The organism is Limnohabitans sp. TEGF002, from assembly GCF_055395845.1.
In genome coordinates this window covers 182,733-207,917 of sequence record NZ_AP029224.1, presented here as the reverse complement: position 1 = coordinate 207,917, position 25,185 = coordinate 182,733, and the positions used below count along the sequence as shown (strand labels likewise).

The 25,185-nt window shown below is 62.0% G+C and carries 25 protein-coding genes; 14 read left to right on the top strand and 11 right to left on the bottom strand.

All coding sequences use genetic code 11. The features are described 5' to 3' along the window. A complete protein-coding gene (gene senA / locus ACZ5SR_RS01120) occupies positions 1–1,272 on the top strand; it encodes a selenoneine synthase SenA (RefSeq protein ID WP_464449756.1) in 1,272 nt (423 codons plus the stop codon). A gap of 32 nt (positions 1,273–1,304) precedes the next feature. On the opposite strand, the gene egtD is transcribed toward senA, so the two are convergent. Further along, the gene (egtD, locus tag ACZ5SR_RS01115; RefSeq protein WP_464449755.1) at positions 1,305–2,276 is read right to left on the bottom strand and encodes an L-histidine N(alpha)-methyltransferase; all 972 of its coding nucleotides are present in this window, start codon (positions 2,274–2,276) and stop codon (positions 1,305–1,307) included. Positions 2,277–2,391: 115 nt separating this feature from the next. Between egtD and ACZ5SR_RS01110 the strand changes: the two genes are divergently transcribed. From ACZ5SR_RS01110 to phnE, 4 genes are read left to right on the top strand one after another with little or no spacing between them, the layout of a single operon-like run. Beyond that, positions 2,392–3,261 (top strand): putative selenate ABC transporter substrate-binding protein, encoded by an 870-nt coding sequence (locus ACZ5SR_RS01110; protein ID WP_464449754.1) that lies wholly within the window; start codon positions 2,392–2,394, stop codon positions 3,259–3,261. A gap of 19 nt (positions 3,262–3,280) precedes the next feature. Beyond that, a complete protein-coding gene (locus ACZ5SR_RS01105) occupies positions 3,281–4,120 on the top strand; it encodes a phosphonate ABC transporter ATP-binding protein (protein WP_464449753.1) in 840 nt (279 codons plus the stop codon). 29 nt (positions 4,121–4,149) lie between these two features. Beyond that, entirely contained in the window at positions 4,150–5,010 is an 861-nt protein-coding gene (locus ACZ5SR_RS01100; protein WP_464449752.1) for a PhnE/PtxC family ABC transporter permease, read from the top strand. Continuing rightward, the gene (gene phnE, locus ACZ5SR_RS01095) at positions 5,007–5,840 is read left to right on the top strand and encodes a phosphonate ABC transporter, permease protein PhnE (RefSeq protein WP_464451081.1); all 834 of its coding nucleotides are present in this window, start codon (positions 5,007–5,009) and stop codon (positions 5,838–5,840) included. The genes ACZ5SR_RS01100 and phnE overlap by 4 nt, the downstream gene beginning before the upstream one ends. A gap of 12 nt (positions 5,841–5,852) precedes the next feature. Here the strand turns inward: phnE and ACZ5SR_RS01090 are convergent, their stop codons facing one another. The 5 genes from ACZ5SR_RS01090 to ACZ5SR_RS01070 form a co-directional block, all read right to left on the bottom strand. Further along, entirely contained in the window at positions 5,853–6,020 is a 168-nt protein-coding gene (locus ACZ5SR_RS01090) for a hypothetical protein (RefSeq protein WP_464449751.1), read from the bottom strand. Between the two features lie 10 nt (positions 6,021–6,030). Continuing rightward, on the bottom strand, positions 6,031–7,104 hold the full coding sequence (locus tag ACZ5SR_RS01085; RefSeq protein ID WP_464449750.1) for a YeeE/YedE thiosulfate transporter family protein: 1,074 nt from the start codon (positions 7,102–7,104) through the stop codon (positions 6,031–6,033). 9 nt (positions 7,105–7,113) lie between these two features. Beyond that, positions 7,114–8,064 carry a sulfurtransferase gene (locus ACZ5SR_RS01080; protein WP_464449749.1) on the bottom strand — a complete coding sequence of 317 codons (951 nt, stop codon included), beginning with the start codon at positions 8,062–8,064 and terminating at the stop codon, positions 7,114–7,116. A gap of 124 nt (positions 8,065–8,188) precedes the next feature. Continuing rightward, positions 8,189–9,439, bottom strand: a complete 1,251-nt coding sequence (locus ACZ5SR_RS01075; RefSeq protein WP_464449748.1) for an MFS transporter — start codon at positions 9,437–9,439, stop codon at positions 8,189–8,191. A gap of 124 nt (positions 9,440–9,563) precedes the next feature. After that, the gene (locus ACZ5SR_RS01070; RefSeq protein ID WP_464449747.1) at positions 9,564–11,096 is read right to left on the bottom strand and encodes a YifB family Mg chelatase-like AAA ATPase; all 1,533 of its coding nucleotides are present in this window, start codon (positions 11,094–11,096) and stop codon (positions 9,564–9,566) included. A 197-nt stretch (positions 11,097–11,293) separates the two neighbouring features. Here ACZ5SR_RS01070 and ACZ5SR_RS01065 point away from each other — a divergent pair, with 197 nt between their 5' ends. From ACZ5SR_RS01065 to ACZ5SR_RS01035, 7 genes are all read left to right on the top strand, one after another. Then, the gene (locus tag ACZ5SR_RS01065) at positions 11,294–12,049 is read left to right on the top strand and encodes a TorF family putative porin (protein ID WP_464449746.1); all 756 of its coding nucleotides are present in this window, start codon (positions 11,294–11,296) and stop codon (positions 12,047–12,049) included. A gap of 28 nt (positions 12,050–12,077) precedes the next feature. Further along, positions 12,078–12,416, top strand: a complete 339-nt coding sequence (gene glnK, locus ACZ5SR_RS01060) for a P-II family nitrogen regulator (RefSeq protein ID WP_019426247.1) — start codon at positions 12,078–12,080, stop codon at positions 12,414–12,416. Between the two features lie 23 nt (positions 12,417–12,439). After that, the gene (locus ACZ5SR_RS01055) at positions 12,440–13,978 is read left to right on the top strand and encodes an ammonium transporter (RefSeq protein WP_464449745.1); all 1,539 of its coding nucleotides are present in this window, start codon (positions 12,440–12,442) and stop codon (positions 13,976–13,978) included. A 129-nt stretch (positions 13,979–14,107) separates the two neighbouring features. Then, positions 14,108–15,082 (top strand): SMP-30/gluconolactonase/LRE family protein, encoded by a 975-nt coding sequence (locus ACZ5SR_RS01050; RefSeq protein ID WP_464449744.1) that lies wholly within the window; start codon positions 14,108–14,110, stop codon positions 15,080–15,082. Positions 15,083–15,159: 77 nt separating this feature from the next. After that, the gene (gene glcE / locus ACZ5SR_RS01045) at positions 15,160–16,305 is read left to right on the top strand and encodes a glycolate oxidase subunit GlcE (RefSeq protein WP_464449743.1); all 1,146 of its coding nucleotides are present in this window, start codon (positions 15,160–15,162) and stop codon (positions 16,303–16,305) included. 17 nt (positions 16,306–16,322) lie between these two features. Further along, positions 16,323–17,567, top strand: coding sequence for a glycolate oxidase subunit GlcF (gene glcF / locus ACZ5SR_RS01040; protein ID WP_464449742.1), 1,245 nt, complete (start codon positions 16,323–16,325; stop codon positions 17,565–17,567). A gap of 128 nt (positions 17,568–17,695) precedes the next feature. Then, a complete protein-coding gene (locus ACZ5SR_RS01035) occupies positions 17,696–18,082 on the top strand; it encodes a hypothetical protein (RefSeq protein ID WP_464449741.1) in 387 nt (128 codons plus the stop codon). Positions 18,083–18,127: 45 nt separating this feature from the next. Here the strand turns inward: ACZ5SR_RS01035 and ACZ5SR_RS01030 are convergent, their stop codons facing one another. From ACZ5SR_RS01030 to ACZ5SR_RS01020, 3 genes are all read right to left on the bottom strand, one after another. After that, positions 18,128–18,610 (bottom strand): glutathione peroxidase, encoded by a 483-nt coding sequence (locus ACZ5SR_RS01030; protein ID WP_464449740.1) that lies wholly within the window; start codon positions 18,608–18,610, stop codon positions 18,128–18,130. Positions 18,611–18,680: 70 nt separating this feature from the next. After that, on the bottom strand, positions 18,681–19,577 hold the full coding sequence (locus ACZ5SR_RS01025; RefSeq protein WP_464449739.1) for an EamA family transporter: 897 nt from the start codon (positions 19,575–19,577) through the stop codon (positions 18,681–18,683). A 12-nt stretch (positions 19,578–19,589) separates the two neighbouring features. After that, positions 19,590–20,225, bottom strand: a complete 636-nt coding sequence (locus ACZ5SR_RS01020) for a DedA family protein (RefSeq protein ID WP_464449738.1) — start codon at positions 20,223–20,225, stop codon at positions 19,590–19,592. Positions 20,226–20,415: 190 nt separating this feature from the next. Here ACZ5SR_RS01020 and alr point away from each other — a divergent pair, with 190 nt between their 5' ends. Next, positions 20,416–21,510, top strand: a complete 1,095-nt coding sequence (alr, locus tag ACZ5SR_RS01015; RefSeq protein WP_464449737.1) for an alanine racemase — start codon at positions 20,416–20,418, stop codon at positions 21,508–21,510. 55 nt (positions 21,511–21,565) lie between these two features. Next, entirely contained in the window at positions 21,566–22,489 is a 924-nt protein-coding gene (locus ACZ5SR_RS01010) for a DMT family transporter (protein ID WP_464449736.1), read from the top strand. 6 nt (positions 22,490–22,495) lie between these two features. Here ACZ5SR_RS01010 and ACZ5SR_RS01005 read toward each other — a convergent pair whose 3' ends face one another. Both ACZ5SR_RS01005 and ACZ5SR_RS01000 read right to left on the bottom strand, forming a co-directional pair. After that, positions 22,496–23,254 (bottom strand): sulfite exporter TauE/SafE family protein, encoded by a 759-nt coding sequence (locus ACZ5SR_RS01005; protein ID WP_464449735.1) that lies wholly within the window; start codon positions 23,252–23,254, stop codon positions 22,496–22,498. Positions 23,255–23,573: 319 nt separating this feature from the next. Beyond that, a complete protein-coding gene (locus tag ACZ5SR_RS01000) occupies positions 23,574–25,085 on the bottom strand; it encodes a CoA-acylating methylmalonate-semialdehyde dehydrogenase (RefSeq protein WP_464449734.1) in 1,512 nt (503 codons plus the stop codon). Positions 25,086–25,185 lie beyond the last annotated feature (100 nt).

The following is a 25,185-nucleotide window of genomic DNA, read 5'->3' as shown; positions in this document are numbered from 1 at the left end:
ATGAATGGCAGTACCACGGCGGGGGCAGGGCAGACAGGTCCAAGTGCATCCTATGGCGTGTCTTTTTCTCACTGCCTGGGGCCGGTGCACAGCGCCGTGCGCACGGCCGATCCGGGGGCTTTGGCCCAGGCCTTGCAGCGTACCCGTGAGCGCACGCTGGGCTTGATGCAGGCTTGGCAAAACGTCATGCCCGATCTGTCGGTGCCGCCCTTGCCTGGCATGAACCCACCGCTGTGGGAGTGGGGCCACATCGCCTGGTTTCAGGAATGGTGGACAGTGCGCAACCGCCAGCGCCAGCTGGGCACCCGCAGTGCCAGCAGCGGCGCGGACTTTGACGCCTCGCTGCTGCCCGATGCCGATGTGCTCTACAACTCCAGCGAGGTCGCGCATGGCAGCCGCTGGGCGCTGCCTTTGCCGGGTCTGGCCGGAACGCAAGCCTATTTGGCGCAAGTCTTGCAGCGCAGTTTGGAGCACCTGCAAGCAGCCCAAGATGCCGGTCAAGGCGTGAGCGACGAAGACCTGTATTTTTGGCGTTTGGTGCTGCAGCACGAAGACATGCACAACGAAGCCTCGGTCTATATGGCCCAAGACCTGGGGCTGAATTTGCCACCTGCCTTGTGCTGGCGCGAACCCGCATTCGGTGATGCGGCCACTCAAACACCATCAGCTCGTTCTGGGGGCATCCTGGTGCCTGCGCAGGTTTACACGCTGGGCCATCAGGGGCCAGGCTTCGCTTTTGACAATGAGCGTCAGGCCCATGCGCAGTCGCTGGCCGCTTTCGAGATCGATGCGGCAGCCGTGACCTGGGCGCGTTACCTGCCTTTTGTGCAAGCCACGGGGCACGCCTTGCCCCCACATGTGCGCTGCACGCAAGGGGTGTGGCAAGTGCAACGCTTTGGCCAGTGGCAGGCGCTGGACCTGCAGGCTGCCGCGGTGCACCTGAATGCGTTCGATGCGCAGGCTTGGTGCGAATGGGCAGGCAGGCGCTTGCCCACCGAGGCCGAATGGGAATGCGCGGCGCAGCAGCCCGACTTTGAATGGGGCCAAGTCTGGGAGTGGACGGCCAGCCAATTTGCGCCTTATCCGGGTTTTGAGGTGCACCCCTACCGAGATTATTCAGCGCCTTGGTGGCACCACCACCGCGTGTTGCGAGGGGCCTGCGCTGCCACCTCAACGCATGTGGTCGATGTGCGTTACCGCAACTTCTTTGTGCCCGAGCGGCGTGACATCTTGGCCGGATTTCGCTCGGTGGCTCTGGGCATGGCGTGTTGAGCGTGACTGGGGAATGAATCAGCGCTGAGCGCTCAGAGTGCCTGCGCCCAGAACACCGCAAATCGATGCGCAGGGTCAGTCCAAGACTGCGTCTTGGCAAAGCCTGCTGCACGCAGCAATGCGGCAAAGTCGGGCACCGTCCATTTGCAGGCGTTTTCGGTGTGGATGGTTTCGCCCGCTGCAAACTCGCGCTGCCCACCGGGCCACTCCACAGTCACCGCGTGGCGCGCTTGCAGGTGCATCTCGACACGCGACTGCGCCGCATTGAAGCGCGACAGGTGCCGCCAGTCGCGTACGGCAAAGTTGCTGCCCACCAAGCGGTTGATGTGCAGCAACAAATTCAGGTCAAACGCGGCCGTCACGCCCAGCGCGTCGTCGTAGGCGGCTTCGAGTTCGGCCGGGTCTTTGAGCAAGTCCACGCCGATCAGCAAACCGCTGCCCGCAGCCGAACCGCAGCCCGCGTGCAGGTTACGCAAAAAGTCGAGCGCTTGTTCGGGCGTGAAATTGCCGATGCTCGAACCTGGGTAAAACAGCACACGCGGCTGCGCTGGGTCGAGTGCCAGTTCGGCTGGCAGCTGCAGGCCCCCCGAAAAGTCCACGCCCAAGCCCGCCATGGGCAAGCCGGGGTGCTGGCGCTGCAGCACATCCAGCTCCTGGCGCACAAAGTCCACCGAGATGTCCACCGCCACATAGCGGCCTGCACCCATGGGGCCGAGCAAGCGTCCGGCTTTTTCGCAGTTGCCTGCGCCCAGGTCGATCCAGCACGCGCCGCGTGGCAGCTCAGCGGCCATGCTGGCGCTGTGCAACTGCATCAATTGCGCCTCGGTGCGCGTCAGGTCGTACTCGGGCAGCTCGGTGATGGCTTCAAACAGGCGCGAGCCCAGCGCGTCGTACAGGTATTTGGGTGAGGTGTAGGCCTGAGGCGCGCTCAGGCCCTGCAAAAGTTCTTGCGCCACGGCGGTGGTGTTGTGCTGGTGCAGCTGGATGAATTGGGGCGTGGTCATGCGGCATATTAAGTCACCTCAGACGCTACAGACTTGTGCAGGTTTGGCCCCTGTCCGCTGGGGTGCAAGGATTTCGGGGTGTAATCTCCTTTGTTTGTTTTTTTGCAAAGTCACCATGTCCCACTCCTTCTTCTCCAAATTCCTGTCTTCAGCCTGTGCTGGCTTGCTGGCTTTGTCGGCCATCAGCGCCGCCCAAGCGCAAACCACGCTGCGCGTGACCACCATTCCCGAGGAGGCCGCCACCGAGCAGGTGCGCAAGTTCACGCCGCTGGCCAATTACCTGGAAAAGCAGTTGGGCATGAAGGTGCAGTTCACGCCCGTGACCGATTACCCCGCTGCGGTGGAGTCGCTGGTCAACAAGAAGGTTGACTTGGTCTGGTTTGGTGGTTTCACCTACGTTCAGGCCAAGCTTCGCTCAGGGGGCAAGGTCGTGCCCTTGGCGCAGCGCGAAGAAGACACCAAATTCCAATCCGTGTTCATCGCCAAGACCGACTCGGGCATCAAAACGCTCAACGACATGAAGGGCAAGCAAATCTCGTTTGGCTCGCAAAGCAGCACTTCGGGTCACGCGATGCCCAGGGGTGTTCTGGTCCAGGCTGGCATTAATCCTGAAAAAGACTTCAAACGCATCGCCTACAGCGGCGCGCACGATGCGACCATCGCTTCGGTGGTCAGTGGCAAGGTCGATGCAGCCGCACTCGACATCACCGTTTGGAAAAAGTTCGTGACGGAAAACAAGGTCGACACAAAGGATGTGAACGTTTTCTTCACCACGCCAACCTACTTCAATTACAACTGGTCAGTGCATGCCGACATGCCGGTTGTGTTGCAAGAAAAGATCAAAGCGGCTCTGCTCGCTCTGAACCCGGCCAATCCCGAACACGCAGAAATCTTGCGTCTGAACCGCGCAACGCGCTACATCGAAACCAAGCCTGAGAACTACAAGGAATTAGAGGCAGCCGCACGAAATCTGGGTCTGCTTTGAAGCGACGGAGCACACAGGTTTGAACATCGACCTGCAAGCCCTGGAAGCCAGGCATCCGGCAGCGCTGCCGGGTGCGCCTGCGGCTTTGCGTGCGCTGAACCTGCGCCTGGCCGCTGGCGAGCAGGTGGCCATCATCGGCCCTTCTGGCGCGGGCAAGACCACCTTGCTGCAGGTGCTGGCCTGTGCCCAGCCGCCCACACAAGGCCAACTGCAGTTGGCTGGCAAGAACCCCTGGACATTGCCCGCACGGGCCTTGCGCCGTTTGCGTGGTCAGTTGTTTCTGGCCCCGCAGGTGCCGCCGCTGCCGCCGCGCCAGCGTGTGGTGACCTCGGTGCTGGCGGGGCGCTTGCCCGGCATGGGCTTGTGGGCCAGTTTGCGTTCCTTGTTTTACCCGACGGACATTCCGGCCGCTTACGAAGCGCTGGTGCATTTTGACTTGGGCGACAAATTGTTTGACCGCGTGGACCGCCTCTCGGGCGGTGAGCGCCAGCGCGTGGGTTTGGCCCGCGCCCTGTTGGCTCCGGCGGGCTTGTGGCTGATCGATGAGCCGCTGTCGGCGCTCGACCCGATGCGCGCCCGCATGGCCATGGCTGCTTTGGTGAGCCTGGCGGCCGAGCGCCAAGTGACGCTGGTCGCGACGCTGCACCAGGTGGACATGGCGCTGGCCCACTTCCCTCGCATCATCGGTTTGCGCGATGGGCAGCTGGTGTTTGACTTGCCCGCTGCACAAGTCAGCCCTGAGCGTTTGGCGCATTTGTACGACCAGTACGAACACGAGTTGCGTGGCGAGGCGCTGCCGACGGCATTGCCAGAGGCTGAACCTGCATCGCCCGCGCCGGTGGTGATGCATTGCCGCTGACGCGGCCAGGTCCTCCCCCCGCACCGCACATGTCCGCCTCTGTGTCTCCTTTCCCTGCAGCTCGCCCACGTCCTTCTGGCCCTGGGCGGGACCCTGCTTTTGCTGCACGCGTCTTTTGGCTGAGTTTCGCTTTGGTCCTTTTGTGGCCTCTGGGTGTGGCCACCGAATTCCGTTTGTGGGTGCTCTGGGAGCCCGAGAACCGCAAAGTCACCGCCAACTTTTTGAGCAGCTTTTGGCCACTGGTGCACAACCCCGAATTCATGCAGATGGTGGTGCGCGAAACCTGGCGTACCGTGGCCATGGCCACAGCGGGCGTCGCACTGGCGCTGGTTCTGGCCGTGCCTTTGAGTTTGCTGGCCACACGGGTCTTGTCGCTCTCTGCCTTGTCCGGCCAAATGGACCGCTGGCCAGCCCTGCTGCGCTGGTGTGTGCGGGCCACTTTGATTGTGCTGCGCAGCATTCCGGAGCTGATCTGGGCGCTGGTGTTTGTGCGCGTGGTGGGTTTGGGGCCTACGGCGGGCGTGCTGGCCATTGCCCTGACCTATGGCGGCATGCTGGGCAAGGTGTACGCCGAGATTTTGGAAAGTGGCGAGAGCCACGCCACCCAGGCCCTGATGCGCAACGGCAGCGGCCGCCTGCAGGCCTTTGTGTATGCGCTGCTGCCCAGCCACGCGGCCGAGCTGGCCTCTTACATGGTGTACCGCTGGGAATGCGCCATTCGCTCTTCGGTGGTGTTGGGCTTTGTGGGCGCCGGCGGCTTGGGCCAGCAGCTGGATAACTCGATGAAGATGTTCAACGGCGGCGAAGTGGCCACTTTGCTGCTGGTGTTCATTGCGCTGGTGGCGCTGGCCGACCGCGTGAGCGCATGGCTGCGAAAGGCTTTGGCATGAAGCCTTTTTCACGCGTAGCGGCCAACCCGCCGTACAAATTGCCACCGCCGATTTTTGATGCACGCTGCCGCGCCTGCTGGTTCACAGCCGCACTGCTGGTGTTGGTGGTGGCCAGCTTTGTGTCGCTGGAGCTAGATTGGGCGGCTTTTGCGTCCATGGAAGCGGCGCGCAGCATGGGCCGCTTTGTGGCCGAATTTTTCCCGCCCGATCTGTCGCCCGTGTTTGTGACCAAGGTGGCTTGGGCTGCTTGGGAGACGCTGGCCATGTCGGCGCTGGGCACCGCCATCGCGGCGGTGCTGGGCTTGGCGCTGGCCGTGCCCGCCAGCCGCATGTCTGCCCAAGACCCTGCCTGGCTGCGCAGCCCCACGCGCTGGTTGCTCAATGCGCTGCGCGCCATTCCTGAGTTGGTGTGGGCCGCCTTGTTGTTGATCTCAGCGGGCCTGGGGCCCATGGCGGGGACTTTGGCGCTGGCGCTGCACACCAGTGGCGTGCTGGGTCGCCTGTTTGCCGAGGCCATGGAGAACATTCCCACAGGCCCCGGCGACGCCTTGCGCACCCAAGGTGTGGGGCCAATGCGTGTGTTCTTTTACGCCACTTTGCCCCAGGTCTTGCCGCAGCTCATGAGCTATACGTTGTACCGCTGGGAAAACAACATCCGCGCTGCCGCCGTGTTGGGCGTGGTGGGCGCGGGTGGATTGGGCCAATTGCTGTCCTTCCACATGGGCCTGTTCCACATGAACAAGACCGCAACCATTTTGGGTGCGATGCTGCTCATGGTGGCGTGTGTGGATGCGCTGAGTTTCGCTGCGCGGCGTTGGTTGACGCGCTGATCGGCAGTTGAGTCACTTCGCCATCGAGCAGTGTCCACCGCTCGAGGCTTGACCTGAACCCGCCGCGATGAGCGGGGGTTCGTTGCGCAAGTCCACCGGGGCCGAGACGATGAAGTCCCAACTCAAAAAGGCCGCCAGGCTCAGCCAGAAAACCGCTTGTAATTTGTGCGTGGTGCTCATGCGGCCTCCTTCAAAATTGGTAATGGCGGCGCACGCGCACACCGATCAGCGTGCCTGCAAAGGCCAGGGGCACCCAGATCCAGCCGTGCAAGCTGCCGGTGGAGATGCCGCTGAGCATGGCGCCGATGTTGCAACCAAAGGCCAAGCGCGAGCTGTAGCCCATGACAAAACCGGCCACCAATCCAATCACCCATTGCTGGGTGGTCAAGGGCTTGCTGCCCGCCGGGGCCTTGGCCGAGACCCACAGCGCACCGCCCAGAATGCCGATGCTGGTGATGGTGGTGACGTCCATGAACACGGTTTGCGTCAGGCGCTGCGCATTGCCTGCTTGGCCCCAAAAGGCGTTGGCCGTGGGGTCAAAAGCGCCCAGCGCCACCGACACCTTGGCGGCCCACAGGCCAAAGCCGTACACCACGCCCCAAGGCTGGCCCGCCAGCAGCAAGTTGAGGGTGGCCAGCACCGCCAGCGCCACAGCGCCCCAAATCCAACGTTTGTCCAGCCAGGTTTGACCCGCGCCCACCCACAGGCGCACCGCGACCAGCACGGCGGCCAGCAAAGCCAGCGTCAGGGCCAGCGCGCCGCCTGTGCCGTATTCGGCCGACAAGCTGACCGGGGCCATTTGGCCCAGCGACAGCCAGCTGTCCAGATGTACCGAGCCCAAAAAACTGCCCAGTGCAAAGAGCGGCAAGATGCCCATGTTGAGCGGCACGCCCAAGCCTGCCTTGTACAAACTGCCCGAGCCGCAGCCGTCCGCAATTTGCATGGTCAGCCCGAACACAAAAGCGCCCACCAGCAGGCTCACGCTGGGTGGCCCGAGAGCGGCGTGCAGTTCAGAAAATTGCCCCAGCAGGGGCAGCGCCGCCAAGCTGGCCAAGGCCAGCAGCAGCACTTGCCCGGCAACGCCCTGCGGGTTGCGCTGCTCAATGAGTTGACGCCAGCCCGTGGTGAAACCAAATCGGGCTCCAGCCAAAGCCGCGCCCATGCCCACGCCTACCAACATCAGCACCGCCTGGCGGATGGACACGGACAGCGCCAAAAAGATGAAAAAGGCGGCCAGCAAGGCCGCCAAAGGAAGGCGTTTCATGACCTGAATTTACTTGAAGGTTTTTTCGGCCCAGAACTTGGCGTCGATCAAGAGCTGCTTGGGGCGGCTGGGCACGTTGGCCATGGGCAGACCGCTGGCGTCTTTGGACCATTCCACCATGGAGCCCGCATACAGTTTCACGTTTTTCTGGCCCAGCACTTCGGACATGGCAAACCAGTTGGTCGCAGCCCAGTGACCGGTGTTGCAAAAGGACACGGTCTCTTTGGCCGGATCTATGGGGCTGGACGCGGCCACTTTTTGGGCCTGCTCGGTGCTCACAAAGGTGGAGGTGCCGGGGGCAAACCATTTGTCGTGCTCCACGTTCACCGCGCCTTGCAAGGTGCCAGGCACGCTGGCGGCCACGTGGCGTGTGTCGCCGTTGAAGAATTCAGCTGGGCGGGCGTCGATCAAGGCGGCGTCACCGGCTTTCACGCGGGCGACCAACTCTTCCTTGGTGGCGACCAAGCTCTTGTCAATTTGCGGCTGGAAGCTGCTGGCCGCGACTTTCACGGCTTGGTTGTTTTGTGGCAAACCGGCCGTGGTCCAGCCCTTGACGCCGCCGTTGAGCACCGACAGCTCTTTGAGGCCCAGCACCTTGAGCGTCCAGTACACGCGAGCAGAAGCGCCGAAATCGGTGGCATCCGCGCCGCTGGACACAATCACCGCGTGGGTGCTGGGCGTCAGACCCAGGCTTTGCACCAGGGTGGTCAGCTTGGGCAGGCCAGGCAGTTCGCCCGGGTTGTTGGCAGGGCCGCGCCAAGTGCCATAAGGCGCGTTCACCGCGCCAGGGATGTGGTTGGCGGCGTACGACTTGGGGTCGCGGATGTCGATCACGCGCACGTTGGCGTCAGACAGTTTGGCCTGCAACTCGGCGGGGCTGAGCAAGGGTTGGGCGGCGAAAGCGGACGCAGAGAAGGCCGTGGCCGACAAGGCCAGAACCAGGGCAGAAATGCGTTTCATGGGGTCGTTCCTGAAGGTGGTGAACAAAAGATGGTGCAATTGTGGTCAGCCGCCAAAGACATGGGAACGATTTTTTAGTTGGTTATATATGCGAAAGTAGATATAAGAAGGCGCGGAATCTGGCTCAGCGCCCGGATTTAAGGGCATAGCGTTGCGCGGCCCACAGCGCTCCAGTGCCCAGCAAACTCGCGGACAGAAGCCACCACAGCGCCAAGGTGTAGCCGTGTTGTGGCGACCACAGCAGGCCCAAGATCAGGGGCGCTGCAGCTCTGGCCAGCGCGATCGGCAAACCCAGCAAGCCATTGAGTTGCCCCACATGCGCGCGGCTCACGTACTGCGCCATGGCCGTGCCCTTGACGATGGTGTTCATGCCATTGCCCAAGCCGTACAGCAGCACAAACACCAGCGAGGCTATGGGGCTGAGCCCGCCGATCAGCAAGACCAGTACGCCCGCCGGGATCAGCGCGGGAATCCAGCGGTTGGCGGCATGCACGTCCCAGTAACGCTCAAACACAAACAGCACCAAGCGCCCCAGCACTTGAATCACGCCAATGGCCGCCGGGATGGCCAGCACCCAGGCCGGAGACAGCCCTGACTCTTGCAGCAAGGCGATCATGTGCGCTGGCAATGCCGAAGTGACCGACATGGTCAGCACCATGAACAAACCCAGCAGCCAAAAGGGTGCTTGGCGCAGGTGTTCGCGCACAGGCACGATGGGGTTTTGCGTGTCGTTAGTGCCACTCTGCTCCATTGGCCTGCGGGCGGCGTGCTTGGCTTGGGGTTGAGGTGCCCCGTGCAGCAGCCAGCCATGCAAGGGCGCGCACACCAGCAGCTGCAGTGCCGCCAGCGCCCACAGGGCTTGTCGCCAGCCCCACAATTCCATCCACCATGCAAACAGCGGAATGAACACCGTGCTGGCCAGCCCGCCCAAAAACGTGAGCGTGATGATGGCGCGGCGAAAGTCCTGGGCAAACCGCCGCGTGACCACTGCAAACGCGGGGTTGTAAAGCGTGGCCGCCATGCCTAGGCCCAGCCAAATCCAGGCGGCATAAAAGCCCACGACCGAGCTCACAAAGCTGTGGGCCAGCAAGCCCGTGCCGATCCAGACCGAGCCCAGTGTCATGACCATGCGCTCGCGCCCGGCGTCGATCCAGCGGCCAACCCTGTAAGCCATGAGACCCTCGGCCAACAAGGCCAGGCTAAACGCCAGCGAGGACTCAGCGCGTGACATGCCCAACTCGGCTTCGAGCGGTGTCATGAGCAAAGAGAAGGTGTAGAAAACGCTGCCCCAGGTGATCAACTGGGGCAGGGACAACCAGAAGCTGAAAGGACCCAAGGCCTTGGTGTCGGTGAGATGCTGGGTCGCAGTGGGCATCTGCACATTATCTGGGTTGGGGGTGATGGACCATGACGAACCCAGCGCGGTCAGGGATGGATCGCCGCTTGCCTTGCGAAGAGCTCACAAAGTTGGTTTCCATCGCCCAACACAAAAAGCTGGCTCACTGCGCCTGGAGCACCCGCCGGTATTGCACCGCCTCGGCCACATGGGGGGCGGCAATGGTGTCGCTGCCAGCCAGGTCGGCGATGGTGCGGGCCACTTTCAGACTGCGGTGGGTGCTGCGCCCGCTCCAACCCAGCTTGGCGGCGGCTTTTTGCAGCAAGGTGGTGGCGCTGTCGTCCAGACGTGAATGGGTGTCGATGGCCTGACCTTGCAGCGCTGCGTTGGCGCAGCCCTGTCGGGCCAGGGCGCGTTCGCGGGCGGCCAGGCTCCTGGCTGCGATGGTCTCGGTGCTTTCGCCGGGTGGCGCGTTCAGCAGGTTTTGTGCAGGCAGGCTGGGCACTTCGATGTGCAGGTCGATCCGGTCCAGCAGAGGGCCACTCAGCTTGCTTTGGTAGCGGCTGACCTGGTCGGGTGAGCAGCGGCAGGTTCGCGTGGCACTGCCCAGGTAACCACATGGGCAGGGGTTCATGGCCGCGATCAGCTGAAAATGTGCTGGAAACTCGGCCCGCCTGGCGGCTCGCGCGATGGTGATGGTGCCGGTTTCCAGCGGCTCGCGCAGCGCTTCGAGCGCAGCACGCGGAAACTCGGGCAATTCGTCCAAAAACAGCACGCCATGGTGAGCCAGCGAAATTTCGCCAGGGCGCGGTGGCGAGCCTCCGCCCACCAAGGCCACCGCACTGGCCGAGTGATGGGGTTGGCCCGTGGGGCGCTGCGCCCAACGCGTCAAATCAAAACGCCCCGCCAAGCTGGCAATGGCCGCCGATTCCAGCGCGTCTTCGATCGACATGGGCGGCAGCAAGCCCGCAAAGCGCTGCGCCAACATGGATTTGCCTGAGCCCGGCGGCCCGACCATGAGCAAGGAGTGGCCCCCGGCAGCGGCGATCTCCAGCACGCGCTTGACGCCCGCTTGGCCTTTCACATCGGCCAAATCCGCGTACAGCGGTGGGGCGTTCGGGGTGCTGGATGCCATGCGGGCCCAGCCGTCACCGGGTTCGGGCGGGGCTTCGTTGGAGGGCGGCAAAAACTGCTGCACCACATCGAGCAGGTGGTGTGCCCGAAACACTTCGGCATCGGGCACCAGCGCGGCTTCTTCGGCGCTGCCCGGGGGCAGCACCAGCCGTGTGCGCACTTGCTGCTGGCGCAGCACCAGGCTCATGGCCAGCGCGCCGCGCACCGGGCGAAGCTCGCCAGACAAAGACAACTCGCCTGCAAATTCATAGCCCGCCAGCTTGCCCGCGTCGATTTGACCGCTGGCCGCCAAGATGCCCAGCGCAATCGGCAGGTCCAGCCGCCCGGAGTCTTTGGGCAGGTCTGCCGGGGCCAGGTTGACGGTGATGCGTTTGTTGTGTGGAAAGTCCAGCCCGCTGTTTTGCAAGGCCGAACGCACCCGTTCGCGGGCTTCCTTGACCTCGACATCGGCCAAGCCCACCAAGGTGAAGCTGGGCAAGCCATTGGCCAAATGCACCTCGACGGTGACTGAGGGCGCCTGCAAGCCGACCAAGGCGCGGCTATGCACCAAACTGAGACTCATATTCCCTCCCTGCCCCATGCTGGTGCATGGTGTGTGTTCCTGCACGCAGACCGAGCGCACCGAACTTGTTTGAATGCCATTCAATCACGCACAGAGTGAGAACGCACTGGTAAATGCCCTTGGAAGGGGTCTTTGGTGAAGGTTGGCACGCTCCCTGCTTGATGTATTCGTCTTTTCTTCACTTTTTGGAGTTCCTCATGAAAAAAATCCTCGTTCCTTCCCTCATCGCACTGGCGATCGGCTCCTTGACTTCTGTGGCTCAAGCTCAAACCGCTCCAGCTGCGCCTGAGAGCAGCCTGTCATTCAACGTGGGCGTGACCAGCGACTACCGTTACCGTGGCATTTCCCAGTCGCGTTTGCAGCCAGCGCTGCAAGGTGGTGTGGATTACGCAGACAAGAGTGGTTTTTATGTGGGTGCTTGGGGTTCCACGATCAAGTTCATCAAAGATTCCGGAGCTGCTAAAGGCAACGTCGAACTGGACTTGTATGGTGGTTACAAAGGTACTGCCGGAGCTGTTGCGTATGACGTCGGTTTCTTGCGTTATGAATACGTGGGCAACAAGCTTGGTGAAGTTACTGGGTTTGCAAACGCCAATACCAGTGAGGTGTATGGTGCTGCCACTTTCGGTTTGGTGACGGCCAAGTACTCACACTCACTCACCAACGTCTTTGGTACCCCGAACAGCAAAAACAGCTACTACCTCGACCTGAGTGCCGCATTTGACCTTGGCAATGGTTTTACTTTGGTGCCACACGTGGGCCGTCAGATGGTCAAGAACAATGATGCCGGTACATACACCGACTACGCCCTGACGCTGACCAAAGACTTGGGCAATGGCTTGACAGCCAGCGCTGCTCTTGTGGGCACTGATGCAGACAAGGTGTTTTACACCCTCAAAGACAAATTCAACGGCAAGTCCGGCGTGACAGTCGGCCTGAAATACGCCTTCTGATCTTCCTCAATTCCAACAAGGAGCCATCATGAAACTGGTGACCGCCATCATCAAACCCTTCAAGCTGGACGAAGTGCGTGAAGCACTGTCGGGCATCGGCGTGCAGGGCATCACCGTGACCGAAGTCAAAGGCTTCGGTCGTCAAAAGGGCCACACCGAGCTGTACCGTGGTGCGGAATACGTGGTGGACTTTTTGCCCAAAGTGAAGATCGAAGCTGCCGTGTCTGACGAGCTCGTCGAGCGCGTCATTGAAGCCGTCGAAGCCGGTGCACGCACCGGCAAGATCGGTGACGGCAAGATTTTTGTGTACGACCTCGAACAAGTGGTTCGCATCCGCACCGGTGAAACCGGCGCAGAAGCCCTTTGATAGACAAGAAAGAGAGTCGATCCATGAAAAAACTACTCGCTACCCTGGCCTTGGGCCTGAGTTTGGGTCTCGGTGTGTTCGGCACGGCATCCGTTGCCACCGCACAAACCGCTGCACCTGCTGCCGTGACGGCTCCTGCCGCAGAAGCCAAGCCGGCCGATGCAGCACCAGCACCTGCAGCGCCTGCTGCCGCAGCTCCCGCTGCGGCCGAGGCTGCGCCAGCGCTGGTGCCCAACAAGGGCGACATTGCCTGGATGATGGTTTCCACCATCTTGGTGATCTTGATGGTGATTCCGGGCCTGGCCCTGTTCTACGGCGGTTTGGTGCGCAGCAAAAACATGCTGTCGGTGCTGATGCAGGTCGTGGTAACCTTCTCGATGATCACTGTGCTGTGGTTCATCTACGGTTACAGCCTGGCCTTCACCGAGGGCAATGCTTTTATTGGTGGCTTTGACCGCCTGTTCATGAAAGGCATTTGGGACAACGCAGCGGGCACCTTCGCCAATGCGGCCACCTTCAGCAAGGGTGTGGTCATTCCTGAGATCACGTTCGCCGCCTTCCAGGCCACGTTTGCAGGCATCACTTGTGCACTGATCGTCGGCGCTTTTGCCGAGCGCATCAAGTTCACTGCTGTGCTGGCCTTCATGGTGTTGTGGTTCACCTTCAGCTACCTGCCTGTCGCGCACATGGTTTGGTTCTGGATGGGTCCTGACGCTTACACGGCCAAAGAAGTCGCTGACGAAATGACATCCAAAGCTGGTCTGATCTGGCAGTGGGGTGCACTGGACTTCGCGGGCGGTACTGTGGTGCACATCAACGCCGCTGTCGCAGGCTTGGTCGGTGCTTTCATGGTGGGCAAGCGCGTGGGTTACGGCCGTGAAGCCATGGCCCCTCACAGCCTGACTTTGACCATGGTGGGTGCGTCCTTGCTGTGGGTGGGTTGGTTCGGCTTCAACGCCGGATCGGCTCTGGAAGCCAACGGTTTCGCGGCGCTCGCCTTCATCAACACCTTGGTCGCGACAGCGGGTGCGGTGCTGGCCTGGTGCGTGGGTGAAGCGCTGATGCGTGGCAAAGCCTCCATGTTGGGAGCAGCTTCGGGTGCTGTGGCCGGTTTGGTCGCCATCACGCCAGCGGCTGGCAACGTGGGCATTGGCGGCGGTCTGGTGATCGGCATCGTGGCAGGCTTTGCTTGCCTGTGGGGTGTGAACGGCCTGAAAAAGATGCTCGGTGCTGACGACTCACTTGACGTGTTCGGTGTGCACGGTGTTGGCGGTATCGTTGGCGCCTTGTTGACCGGCGTGTTCAACTCGCCCGCTTTGGGTGGCCCGAGCGCCGTGGGTGACTGGGTCACGGTAGCGATGGTGGCACCTGATGCTTATTCGATCGCTTCGCAAGTGTGGATCCAAGCCAAAGCCGTGCTGCTGACCATCGTCTGGTCGGGCGTGGTCTCGGTGGTCGCCTTCAAGATCGTTGACCTGACCATTGGTCTGCGTGTCACCGAAGAAGAAGAGCGCGAAGGTCTGGACATTGCCTCGCACGGCGAGTCGGCCTACCACGGCTAAATGCCTGACACGCCAAGTTGAATGGCAAAGGGTGGCGCAAGCCACCCCCTCATCAGCCCGCAGCGCTCAGGTTCTGCGGGCTGTTTCTTTTTAGCGGTTTGAAGTCGGGCCTCGGGCACAATGGTTTTCATGCACGCACCTGTCTTGTTGACACCTTCTTGGACCGCCATCACCACCGAGCCCGATGGCTTGGGCGAGTCGCCGTTTTGGCACCTGCAGGAGCAGCGCCTGTATTGGGTGGACATCCCCGGGCGGCGCATCGCGCGTGTGGCGGTGCAAGGCCTGCAGGCCCAAGGGCCGGTGGAGTATTGGCCCTTGACGCAAGAGCCGGGTTGCATCGCGCCGGTGCAAGGCGGCGGATTGATCATGGCCTTGCGCGATGGCATTTACCTTTCACGCGAGTGGGGTGGCCCCTTACGTCTGCTGGCGGCCGCGCCGTATGACACGAGCAAGCAACGATTCAACGATGGCAAATGCGATGCCCAAGGCCGATTTTGGGCGGGCAGCCTGTACGAACCCAAAGACCAGTCATTGGGCGTGCTTTACATGTTGGATGACCAAGGGCTGCACGCCATGGTTGGCGGCGAGAAGGACGGTGTGAACCATGGCGTGGTGACGGCCAACGGCCTGGCTTGGTCACCCGATGGCCGCACCGCCTATTGGGCCGACACTGCCGCGCACCAGGTGCGGGCGTTTGATGTGGATGCGGCCACCGGCCAATTGAGCGCCGGGCGCGTGTTCCACACCATGACACCCAAGCCCGCGGGTTGGGTTTGGGGCAGCGAGATGCCCGATATGCCCCCATATGGCGGCCGCCCCGACGGTGCCGCCGTGGACAGCGAGGGTTGCTACTGGTCTGCCCAATACGAAGGCCAGCGCCTTTTGCGCCTGTCGCCCACCGGCGAGGTGCTGACCGAAGTCGCCACGCCTGTTCCTTGCCCCACCATGCCCTGCTTTGGCGGGCCGGACCTGAAAACCCTGTTCATCACCACTTCCCGCCAAGGCCGCAGCGCTCAAGAGCTGGCGCAGTATCCTGAGGCGGGGTGTGTGTTTGCGATGCGGGTGGAGGTGGCGGGGTTGCCGGTGAATGGTTATCGGGCTTGACCCACGCAATTTCCCACAACCCCATCGTTCAAAAAATTCACACAGTCCCCCAAGGCCGGGGGTTACCATCTTGGCCCATGGAAGCTCAACTCAATTCCCTCATCGACGCCGTGCGCCAGGCCGCTGCGGATGGCCGCACTTTGCGCTTGCGCGGTGGCGGCAGCAAAGATTTTTGGGGCCAAAGCCTCACGGGTGAGGTGCTGGACACACGGGCTTACCAAGGCATCGTGAGCTACGAGCCCAGTGAGCTGGTGGTCACGGCCCGATGCGGCACGCCGCTGGCCGAGTTGGAGGCCGCTTTGGCCGAAAAAGGCCAGTGCCTGGCGTTCGAGCCGCCGCATTTTGGCCCCGGTGCCACGGTGGGCGGCATGGTGGCCGCGGGCCTGAGCGGCCCCGCCCGCGCCACCGCGGGTGCTGTGCGCGACTTTGTTTTGGGTGCCCGTTTCATCAACGGCCTGGGCGAGCACCTGACCTTTGGCGGCCAGGTCATGAAAAACGTGGCGGGCTACGACGTCAGCCGCTTGATGGCAGGCAGCTGGGGCACGTTGGGGCTGATCACCGAAGTCAGCCTGAAGGTTTTGCCGGTGGCTCCTGCTGAAGCCACACTGATGATTGCGGGCCTGGCCCAAGGCCCGGCGCTGGATTTGCTGCACCGCTGGGGTGGCCAGCCTCTGCCCTTGAATGCCAGTGCCTGGCTGCGCGATCCGACGGCCCAGCCCGTCGCCGATTATTTGTTTGTGCGTTTGCGTGGTGCGGTCGCGGCGGTGCAGTCGGCTCTGGGCAAGATGAGTGCCGACGCCTTGGCGCTGGGTGCACAAGTGCAGGCCATGGACAACGCCGAAGCCGTTCAGGACTGGCGCGCCAGCGGTGAGCAGACATTGCCATTTTTTGACGCGCCCAGCCCCGATGCTTGTTTGTGGCGACTGTCGGTGCCGCAAACAGCGCCGCTGCTGGATTTGCCGTATGGCCAATACATCGAGTGGCAAGGTGCGCAGCGCTGGCTGTGGGCACCGGCCTCGGCGGCAGCGGCCTTGCGTGAACTCGCGCAATCGGTCGGTGGCCATGCCACTTTGTTCCGGGCCAGCACTGACCATGCCGAAGTGGACAAAGCCGCCGGGGTGAACACCCCGCTGGACGCCGTTCAAGACCGCATTCAGCGCCAGTTGCAACAACAGTTCGACCCGAAAGGCGTGTTCGCCACCGGTCGCCTGCATCCCCTCTGACCGCGAGACGATCTCTTATGCAAACCAATCTCGCTCCCGAATACCAAAACACCCCCGACGGCCTGGAAGCTGAAGCCATTTTGCGCAAGTGTGTGCACTGCGGCTTTTGCACCGCCACCTGCCCCACTTACCAGCTGCTGGGCGACGAGCTGGATGGCCCGCGTGGTCGCATCTATTTGATGAAGGCAGTGCTGGAAGGCGAAACGCCCACGCGCAAAACCCAGATGCACCTGGACCGGTGCCTGACCTGCCGCAACTGCGAAAGCACATGCCCCAGCGGCGTTCAATACGGCCACTTGGTCGACATCGGCCGCAAGCTGGTGGATGCCAAAGTCGAGCGCCCTGCAGGCGAAAAGCTGGTGCGCTGGGCGCTCAAAGAGGGCTTGCCTTCGCCGCTGTTTGCGCCCGCCATGAAGATGGGCCAAATGGTGCGCGGCCTGCTGCCGGACAGCCTGAAAGCCAAAGTGCCCGCGCCGCAAGACGCCGGTGCCTGGCCCACCCGCCAACACGCCCGCAAGGTGCTGATGCTGGCCGGTTGCGTGCAGCCGAGCATGAGCCCCAACATCAACACCGCCACCGCTCGCGTGCTCGACGCCGCAGGCATCCAGACCGTGACCGCACCCAAGGCCGGTTGCTGCGGCGCGCTCAAGTTCCACCTGAACGACCACGACGGCGGCAAAGACCACATGCGCGCCAACATCGACGCCTGGTGGCCGCTGGTCGAGAGCGGCGACGTCGAAGCCATCGTGATGAACGCCTCGGGCTGCGGCGTCATGGTCAAGGATTACGGCCATGTGCTCAAAGACGACCCGCAGTACGCCGACAAAGCCGCCCGCATCGGCGAGCTGACCCGTGACCTGAGCGAGTTGCTGCCCGAGCTGGTGCCTCTGCTCAAAGACAAGCTCAAACCTGCGGCCCTGCAAGCCGCAGGCCTGCAGGCCTACCACCCGCCCTGCACGCTGCAACACGGCCAGCAACTCAAAGGTGGTGTGGAAAAGCATTTGGGCGATTTGGGCTTCCAGATCAAGGTCACGGCCAACGAGTCCCACTTGTGTTGCGGCTCAGCCGGCACCTACAGCGTGCTCAACCCCGATCTGTCCAAACAGCTGCGCGACCGCAAGCTGGGCCACCTGAACGCGCTGGAACCGCAAGGCGTCATCAGCGCCAACATCGGCTGCATCACCCACCTCCAAAGCGGCAGCGGCCTGCCGGTGCGGCATTGGGTGGAGTTGTTGGATGAGGCGCTGGCCAGCGCTTTCTGATCGCGGCAGCAAAGTCCTTTCGCCCATCCGGCAAGACCCGGGTCCGTCCGCGCCGAAATGTCCACAGAGTTAGTATTCAGCGCTGAACGGCAGACTGCGCTGGGACAGCGCGCACAAAGGACAAGACGATGGCGATACCTTGGTTGATGGCGCTCAAAGTGATTCCCTGGGGCGATGTGATCGAACATGCGCCTTCGGTGCTCAAGGCTGCGCGCAAGCTGATGGACCGCCAACCGTCTCAGCCGCCCGATCAAGCAAGCACCCCCGCCACGACCACCCCCGTGAGTGCGGTGCCGAGCCTGGGTGAACTCAAAAACGCCTTGGTCGCAGCACAAGGCCAGATCGAGCGCCAAGCCCAAACCCAGCGCGAGCTCACCGAAACCCTGGCCGATTTGGCCGAACAAAACGCACGCCTGGTCAGCGCCGTGGAAGTGCTCCGCTTGCGTACGCGGTTGTTGCTGTGGGGTGGTGCGGCAATCTTGGTTTGGTTGGTGGTACTGACTTGGAAAGTCTGAACGAACAGCGACCCGAGATAACCCAAGTCCCGTGTGCGCCTTGTGTCAAGTTGTCAGTGCCGCCTCAATGTCTTTGGCGATCTTTTCAGGCGAGTCCTGCGGCGCATAGCGCTTGATCACACGCCCATCGCGCCCCACCAAAAACTTGGTGAAGTTCCACTTGATGCCTTTGCTGCCCAAAATGCCGGGGGCTTCGGCGGTGAGCCATTGGTACAGCGGGTGGGCGTCAGCGCCATTGACTTTGACCTTGCTCATCATCTGAAAGCTCACGCCGTAGTTCTTCTGGCAGAAGTTGGCAATTTGCGCGTCATCGCCCGGGTCTTGGCTGGCGAACTGGTTACATGGAAAACCCAGCACGGCCAGGCCTTGGTCGGCGTAGGTTTTGTGCAGCTTTTCCAGCCCGGTGAACTGAGGCGTGAAGCCGCAGGCGCTGGCGGTATTGACGATCAACATCACCTGGCCTTTGTAGCGTGACAGGGCTACGGGCTGGTTGTCGATGCTTTGGGCTTCGAAGTCATAAAGGCTCATGGTGTGTGTTCCGTTGGGTGTGGACAGATGGACATCATGCCAGTGACAGCCCATGGCTGGTCAGTGCGGTTCAGTTGGCCTTGTGACCGGGCCCGACAATGGACAGCAAAGCCGCCAGCAAGATCAAGGCCCCGCCGATCAGGGTGCGGCTGTCCCAGCTGGATGCGCCCAGCAAAACAGAGGACACGCTGGCAAACAGCACCTCGGACAGCATGACCAGGGCCGTGGTGTGGGCGGCCAGGCGGGCGGCGCCGTATTGCAGCGCCAGGTTGCCCAACAAAAACGAAACGCCCAGCAGGGCCACCAGGGGCAACCAGCCCCAAGCGGGGGCCGCACCGATGACCACCACGCCTGTGGCCAATCCCGCGAATGCCGCCAGCGTTGCCATGACCGCACCGCCCCCAAACATGGCCAGGGTGCGCGACGAGCTCGGGGTGTCCTTGAGCTTAAGGAGCAAAGCGTTGGTGATGGCAAAAGTCAGACCGCCCATCAGGGCCAGCCCATCGGCCAAGCTCTCGGGCACGGGCCAGGGCGTTTCGGGGGTTTTGAGCACGATGAACAAACCGGCCAGCGCCAGCAGCAAGCGCAGCAAGGCCATGGGGGTGGGTTTTTCACCCAGCAGCCACCAAGCGACCAGCACCGACCAGGCGGGCATCAAATAAAACAGCAGCACCACGCGCACCACGTCGCCCACCGTGACGGCCCAGTTGAAGCCCACATTGGTCAGGCCCGAGGCCAGCAGCAAGAGCCAAAGCCCGGAGTGGCCTCGCCAGCTTTGCAGTTGTCCGCTGCGCCACAGCCACATGGCGATGGATACAAAGACGAAGGCGTAGACCAGTGCGGTGGCCCACAGCGGATGCAGGCCTTGGGCTTCGAGTTGTTTGAAAGGCCACCAGCACACGCCCCAAACAAAGGCGTTGAACAGGAGCCCGGCAGCCGCCAGGCTTTTGGGGGAGGTCTGGCCCATGCGTGGGGCAACTTAGGAGGCGTCGCCGGGGGCTTTGGCGGCCAGAGTTGCTTGGCGCTTGCGCCACCAGCGCCAGCCCAACCAGACAATGCCGATGCCCAGCAGGGCAAAAATACCGTGCTGGAATTGGCGCAGCACGCCAAACATCCAGTCCCAGTTTTGCGCGCCAAAGTAGCCCAAGTACACCCAGATCGGCACGCTGATCAAGGCGGCAAAACCGTCCATGAAAAACCAGGTGGCAAAGCTCACGCGCTGGCTCATGCCGGCCGAGAAGAACACTGGGGTGCGCAAGCCAGGCAAAAAGCGGGCGACGAACATGACCCATTTGCCGTATTTCTGGAATGCGTCCTGGGCGCTGGCAAAACGCTCGGGCGTGAGGATTTTGCGGAAACCTGGTAATTTGGAGATGCGCTGGCCGTACAAACGGCCCAAGGTGAACATGAGGCCGTCACCAACCATGACGCCCGCCATGCCCACGGCAAACATGGTGTGCACATCGGCGTGGCCCAAACCAGCGATCACGCCACCCGTGACCAAGGTCACATCTTCAGGCACAGGCACGCCAAATCCGCAGATCAACAGCATCACGAACACGGCCAAATAGCCGTATTCGGTGAAGATGGGCATCAAGAACTCAAAAACTTCCATGGATGACAATGTTCAGCCAGCGCCCGAACAGCTCGGGCGGAATGCGCGGGTTAACAGGCAGCGGGCCAGTGTAAATCATTTGCAAGCCCCTTCGTGAGCGGGGAAAGGGTGTGTTTACCCGATGGTTCGGCCCGCTTTGCGGGGCGATCAAGCTGGCATACTTGATTGGCACTTTTTGCCTTTGGATCCCATGCCCCGCCCCATACAAGCCACCATCCACACCACTGCGCTGCGCCACAACCTGAACACGGCCCGCCAGGCCGCGCCCGACGCCCAGGCCTGGGCGGTGGTCAAAGCCAATGCCTACGGGCACGGCATCGAGCGGGTGTTTGAAGGTCTGCGCGGGGCCGATGGTTTTGCGCTTCTGGACCTTGCCGAGGCCGAACGGGTACGGGCTTTGGGCTGGCGCGGCCCGATCTTGCTGCTCGAAGGCGCTTTTGAGGCGCGCGATCTGGAGCTTTGCTCGCGTCTGCACCTGTGGCACACAGTGCATTGCGACGAGCAGATCGACATGCTGGCGCTGCACAAGACGCACGAGCCGCACCGGGTCTTCCTCAAAATGAACTCCGGCATGAACCGGCTGGGCTTTGCACCGCAGCGCTTTCGCTCGGCCTGGACGCGCCTGAACGCCTTGCCGCAGGTGGATGAAATCTCGCTCATGACGCACTTCAGCGACGCCGATGGCCCCAAAGGCATCGCCGAGCAGATGGCCCGTTTTGAAGAAGCTACCCGCGACCTGCCGGGCGAGCGCACGGTGAGTAACAGTGCGGCGAGCTTGCGTCATGCTCAGGATGCGGCGGTCAAGGCCGACTGGATTCGCCCAGGCATTGCCGTTTACGGCAGCTCGCCCGACTTTCCTGAACACAGCGCTGCGCATTGGGGCCTGCAGCCCGCCATGAGTCTGAACGCCCAGATCATCGCGGTGCAGCATTTGCAGCCTGGTGACAGCGTGGGTTATGGCTCCAGTTTTGTCGCTGACCAAGTCATGCGCATCGGCGTGGTGGCTTGCGGCTACGCCGACGGTTACCCGCGCATCTGCCCCACGGGCACGCCGGTGTTGGTGGATGGCGAGCGGGGACGCACGGTGGGTCGGGTGAGCATGGACATGCTGACGGTGGACTTGAGCCCCTTTCCCGATGCGGGTGTAGGCAGCACCGTCACGCTCTGGGGGCAGTCGGCCCAAGGTGCCGTGCTCGGCATTGACGAGGTGGCGCAAGCCGCAGGCACCGTGGGTTATGAGCTGATGTGTGCGCTGGCTCCGCGGGTGCCGGTGGTGCAAGACTGACCATTTGCTGCGCCGGAGACATGGCCGAGTGCCATGTGGACCCACAATCCACCCCATGCCCCACAGTGTCCCCCTTCACCGCCACGACCAACGTGCCTTGCTCATGGCTTTGGTCTTGGTGGTCATCTGGGGCGGTAACTTCACACTGCAAAAGTACCTGTTTGACCTGATCACCCCCGGCGGGTTTTTGTGGGCGAGGTATTTGCTGATGCCGACCTGTGCGTTGCTGTTGATGCGCTGGCGATTTGGCCTTTGGCTACCTCCTTTGCCGCGTCAAGACTGGATGCACATGGCTTGGTTGGGTTTCATCGGACATTCATTGCATGTGGGCTTGGTCACCTATGGCATCCATTGGTCCACCGCTTTCTCCAGTTCAGTCATCTTGGCTTGCGGGCCGATTTTCACTTTGCTGATCTTGCACAAACAGGGTTTGGAGCGGCTCAGCTGGCCTCAAATCATGGGGGTGTCCTTGGCCTTCTGCGGGGTGTTGATGTTCTTGTCTGACAAGTTGCTTGGCGGCAACTGGCAAGCAGGTGGTGGTGATTTGGTGCTCTTGGTGGCGGCTGGCTTCTTTTCTTATTACACCGTGGCAGTCAAACCGGTGATGCAAAAGCATGGCCCGGTGCTGACCATGGGTTACGCCACATTGCTTGGCGGTTTGCCGGTGATGCTGCTGTCGGTGCCCGCCGGCATGGCGGCCAACTGGGCTGCGCTGGATTTTTGGGCTTGGGTGGGCTTGTTCTGGTCGATCCTGGTTTCGGCCTTCATCGGTTGGCTAGCTTGGGGTTGGATCAACAACGTCCGCGGCGTGGCCCGCACGGCCCCTTTGATGTATTTGATGCCGCCCATGGCTGGGCTCTTTGCCTGGGCTTTGTCGGGCGAGCACTACACCTGGATCAAGATTGCGGGTGCTGGCGTCACCTTGTTGGGTGTGGCGTTGGCGCAGTACGCCGTACAAATCAAGTGGCGCTTGCGCTGATTCGCCTCAACGTAGCCAAGTGTCGTAAGCGGTTTTGCAGATCAGGGCCAGAACCACCACAATGAACACATGGCGCACAAAACCCGAGCCGTGTTTCAGGGCCAATCGCGTGCCGATCAGGCTGCCCACAATGTTGGACACCGCCATGGCCAAAGCCAAGTGCCACCAAACATGCCCTTGAACGGCAAACAGTACCAGCGCTGAAAAGTTCGTGGCCACGTTGATCAGTTTGGCCGAGGCTGAAGCGTTCAAGAAGTCATAGCCCATCAGCCGCACATAGGCAAACACCAAAAAGCTGCCCGTGCCGGGCCCAAAAAAACCGTCGTAAAACCCGATGACCAGGCCAATTCCTGCTGCCATCCAAGCCTCTTGGCGGCCGATAAACCGGGGTGCATGGCTGCGGCCCAAGTCTTTCTTGGCCACGGTGTAGACCAGTAACACCGTCAACATGATCGGCAGGGCTTTTCGAAACAGGGTGGGGTCCACATGCGTCACCACCCAGGCACCCACCAAAGAGCCAACCAAACCCGCACCTGCCGCCGGGATCAGTGAGCGCCAGGGCATGACCACTTTGCGGCTGTATTGCACCGTGGCAAAGGCGGTGCCCCAGATCGAGGCGCTTTTGTTGGTGCCAAACAAGGTGGCGGGGGCCGCGCCGGGAAACGTGGCAAACAGCGCGGGCAGCAAGATCAGACCTCCACCGCCCACGATCGAGTCGATCAACCCGGCCAGCAACGAGGCCAGCGAAACAATCAGTAATTCCATGCGGGAGATTGTGGCATTGCCCAACGTCTGGTTGTTCAGGCGGCGTCCACCCAAACGGACAAGCCAAAAAAAAGCGCCGCTTGCGCGACGCTAGGAAAATCACACCTCGTTCGGATGTTGGTTCATGTTCGAATTCTTAGGGTATCGAGTTGTCTCCTCGGCCCTCGGGATGCAGATACTGCTTTGCATCGAGTGCATGAAATGTAAGGTAACAAGACCCCGGTTTCTCTCAGGGATTTCCCGATCCGGGGGAAATCCCTGATGCCCAGGGAGCGTCTTCCAGACGCGGCACTGGAGCAGTCCTGTCAACCCGCAGCCTTTACTTGGCCGTCGGCATCACAAACTCAGCACCTTTGCCGATGCTCTCGGGCCAGCGCTGCATGATGGACTTTTGCTTCGTATAGAAGCGCACGCCCTCTTCGCCATAGGCGTGCATGTCGCCAAACAGCGAGCGCTTCCAGCCGCCAAAGCCGTGCCAAGCCATGGGCACCGGAATCGGCACGTTGATGCCCACCATGCCCACTTGAATTCGACGTGAAAACTCACGCGCCACGTTCCCGTCGCGGGTGAAGCAGCTCACACCATTGCCGAACTCGTGGTCGTTGATGATCTGCACGGCGGTGCCAAAGTCGGGCACGCGCACGCAGCTCAAGACCGGGCCAAAAATCTCTTCCTTGTAGATCTTCATGTCGGTGGTCACGTTGTCGAACAGCGTGCCGCCCAGCCAGAACCCGTTGTCGCAACCCGCGCCAGCTTTGGCGCCGTCAAACTCGCGGCCGTCGACCAACAGTTGGGCGCCTTCGGCCACACCGGCGTCGATGTAACCCTTGATGCGCTGACGCGCCGCGTCGGTCACGATGGGGCCCATTTCAGCGGCCAGGTTTTCACCGTTGAGCACTTGCAGCGCCTTGGTGCGTTCGATCAGCTTGGGCAAGATCTTGTCGGCCACATCGCCCACCAGCACCGCGACCGAAATGGCCATGCATCGCTCACCGGCCGAGCCGTAGCCTGCACCGATCAAGGCGTCCACGGTCTGGTCGATGTCGGCGTCGGGCATGACCACCAGGTGGTTCTTCGCGCCGCCCAGGGCCTGCACGCGCTTGCCGTGGTGGGCACCCGTTTCGTAGATGTAGTTGGCAATCGGCGTGGAGCCCACGAAGCTGATGGCTTTGACGTCGGGGTGCTCGAGCAGCGCGTCCACGGCTTCTTTGTCGCCTTGCACCACGTTGAACACGCCGTCGGGCAAACCGGCTTTTTTCAGCAACTCGGCCATGAAGAGCGACGGTGTGGGGTCGGTTGGGCTGGGCTTCAAGATGAAGGTGTTGCCTGCAGCGATGGCGACGGGGAACATCCACATGGGCACCATGACGGGGAAGTTGAAAGGCGTGATGCCAGCGACCACACCCAGTGGCTGGCGCAGTGTCCAGTTGTCGATGCCAGTCGACACCTGGTCGGTGAAGTCGCCCTTGAGCAGCTGCGGAATGCCGGTGGCAAATTCCACGATGTCGATGCCGCGGCTGACTTCGCCCTGCGCGTCGGTGAACACCTTGCCGTGCTCGGCGGTGATCATGTGGGCCAGCTCGTCTTTGTGGGTGTTCAGCAGTTCGAGGAACTTGAACATCACACGGGCGCGGCGCAGAGGGGGTGTGTCAGCCCAAGCGGGAAACGCCGCTTGCGCAGCGGCCACGGCCTTGGCCACCTCGGCGCTGTTGGCCAGGGCCACGTTGCCGGTCACGGCACCGGTGGCGGGGTTGGTCACGGGCTGGCTGCGGCCGGAAGCGCCTGCGGCGACTTGACCGCCAATGTAATGGCCGATGTTGGAAATGCTCATGTGGGACTTTCGTTTTGAATGTGTGAGCGCGCTCCAGCGCGCGAAAGTTTTGTTCAACATGGCCAGTGTAGGCAGCCCCGGCACCCCCCACAAGCGCATA

What these genes read in the sequence shown, in the direction of transcription:
- senA (WP_464449756.1), top strand. Translation starts at nt 1, where the DNA reads ATGAATGGCAGTACCACGGCGGGGGCAGGGCAGACAGGTCCAAGTGCA.
- egtD (WP_464449755.1), bottom strand. Translation starts at nt 2,276, where the DNA reads ATGACCACGCCCCAATTCATCCAGCTGCACCAGCACAACACCACCGCC.
- ACZ5SR_RS01110 (WP_464449754.1), top strand. Translation starts at nt 2,392, where the DNA reads ATGTCCCACTCCTTCTTCTCCAAATTCCTGTCTTCAGCCTGTGCTGGC.
- ACZ5SR_RS01100 (WP_464449752.1), top strand. Translation starts at nt 4,150, where the DNA reads ATGTCCGCCTCTGTGTCTCCTTTCCCTGCAGCTCGCCCACGTCCTTCT.
- phnE (WP_464451081.1), top strand. Translation starts at nt 5,007, where the DNA reads ATGAAGCCTTTTTCACGCGTAGCGGCCAACCCGCCGTACAAATTGCCA.
- ACZ5SR_RS01090 (WP_464449751.1), bottom strand. Translation starts at nt 6,020, where the DNA reads ATGAGCACCACGCACAAATTACAAGCGGTTTTCTGGCTGAGCCTGGCG.
- ACZ5SR_RS01085 (WP_464449750.1), bottom strand. Translation starts at nt 7,104, where the DNA reads ATGAAACGCCTTCCTTTGGCGGCCTTGCTGGCCGCCTTTTTCATCTTT.
- ACZ5SR_RS01080 (WP_464449749.1), bottom strand. Translation starts at nt 8,064, where the DNA reads ATGAAACGCATTTCTGCCCTGGTTCTGGCCTTGTCGGCCACGGCCTTC.
- ACZ5SR_RS01075 (WP_464449748.1), bottom strand. Translation starts at nt 9,439, where the DNA reads ATGCCCACTGCGACCCAGCATCTCACCGACACCAAGGCCTTGGGTCCT.
- ACZ5SR_RS01070 (WP_464449747.1), bottom strand. Translation starts at nt 11,096, where the DNA reads ATGAGTCTCAGTTTGGTGCATAGCCGCGCCTTGGTCGGCTTGCAGGCG.
- ACZ5SR_RS01065 (WP_464449746.1), top strand. Translation starts at nt 11,294, where the DNA reads ATGAAAAAAATCCTCGTTCCTTCCCTCATCGCACTGGCGATCGGCTCC.
- glnK (WP_019426247.1), top strand. Translation starts at nt 12,078, where the DNA reads ATGAAACTGGTGACCGCCATCATCAAACCCTTCAAGCTGGACGAAGTG.
- ACZ5SR_RS01055 (WP_464449745.1), top strand. Translation starts at nt 12,440, where the DNA reads ATGAAAAAACTACTCGCTACCCTGGCCTTGGGCCTGAGTTTGGGTCTC.
- ACZ5SR_RS01050 (WP_464449744.1), top strand. Translation starts at nt 14,108, where the DNA reads ATGCACGCACCTGTCTTGTTGACACCTTCTTGGACCGCCATCACCACC.
- glcE (WP_464449743.1), top strand. Translation starts at nt 15,160, where the DNA reads ATGGAAGCTCAACTCAATTCCCTCATCGACGCCGTGCGCCAGGCCGCT.
- glcF (WP_464449742.1), top strand. Translation starts at nt 16,323, where the DNA reads ATGCAAACCAATCTCGCTCCCGAATACCAAAACACCCCCGACGGCCTG.
- ACZ5SR_RS01035 (WP_464449741.1), top strand. Translation starts at nt 17,696, where the DNA reads ATGGCGATACCTTGGTTGATGGCGCTCAAAGTGATTCCCTGGGGCGAT.
- ACZ5SR_RS01030 (WP_464449740.1), bottom strand. Translation starts at nt 18,610, where the DNA reads ATGAGCCTTTATGACTTCGAAGCCCAAAGCATCGACAACCAGCCCGTA.
- ACZ5SR_RS01025 (WP_464449739.1), bottom strand. Translation starts at nt 19,577, where the DNA reads ATGGGCCAGACCTCCCCCAAAAGCCTGGCGGCTGCCGGGCTCCTGTTC.
- ACZ5SR_RS01020 (WP_464449738.1), bottom strand. Translation starts at nt 20,225, where the DNA reads ATGGAAGTTTTTGAGTTCTTGATGCCCATCTTCACCGAATACGGCTAT.
- alr (WP_464449737.1), top strand. Translation starts at nt 20,416, where the DNA reads ATGCCCCGCCCCATACAAGCCACCATCCACACCACTGCGCTGCGCCAC.
- ACZ5SR_RS01010 (WP_464449736.1), top strand. Translation starts at nt 21,566, where the DNA reads ATGCCCCACAGTGTCCCCCTTCACCGCCACGACCAACGTGCCTTGCTC.
- ACZ5SR_RS01005 (WP_464449735.1), bottom strand. Translation starts at nt 23,254, where the DNA reads ATGGAATTACTGATTGTTTCGCTGGCCTCGTTGCTGGCCGGGTTGATC.
- ACZ5SR_RS01000 (WP_464449734.1), bottom strand. Translation starts at nt 25,085, where the DNA reads ATGAGCATTTCCAACATCGGCCATTACATTGGCGGTCAAGTCGCCGCA.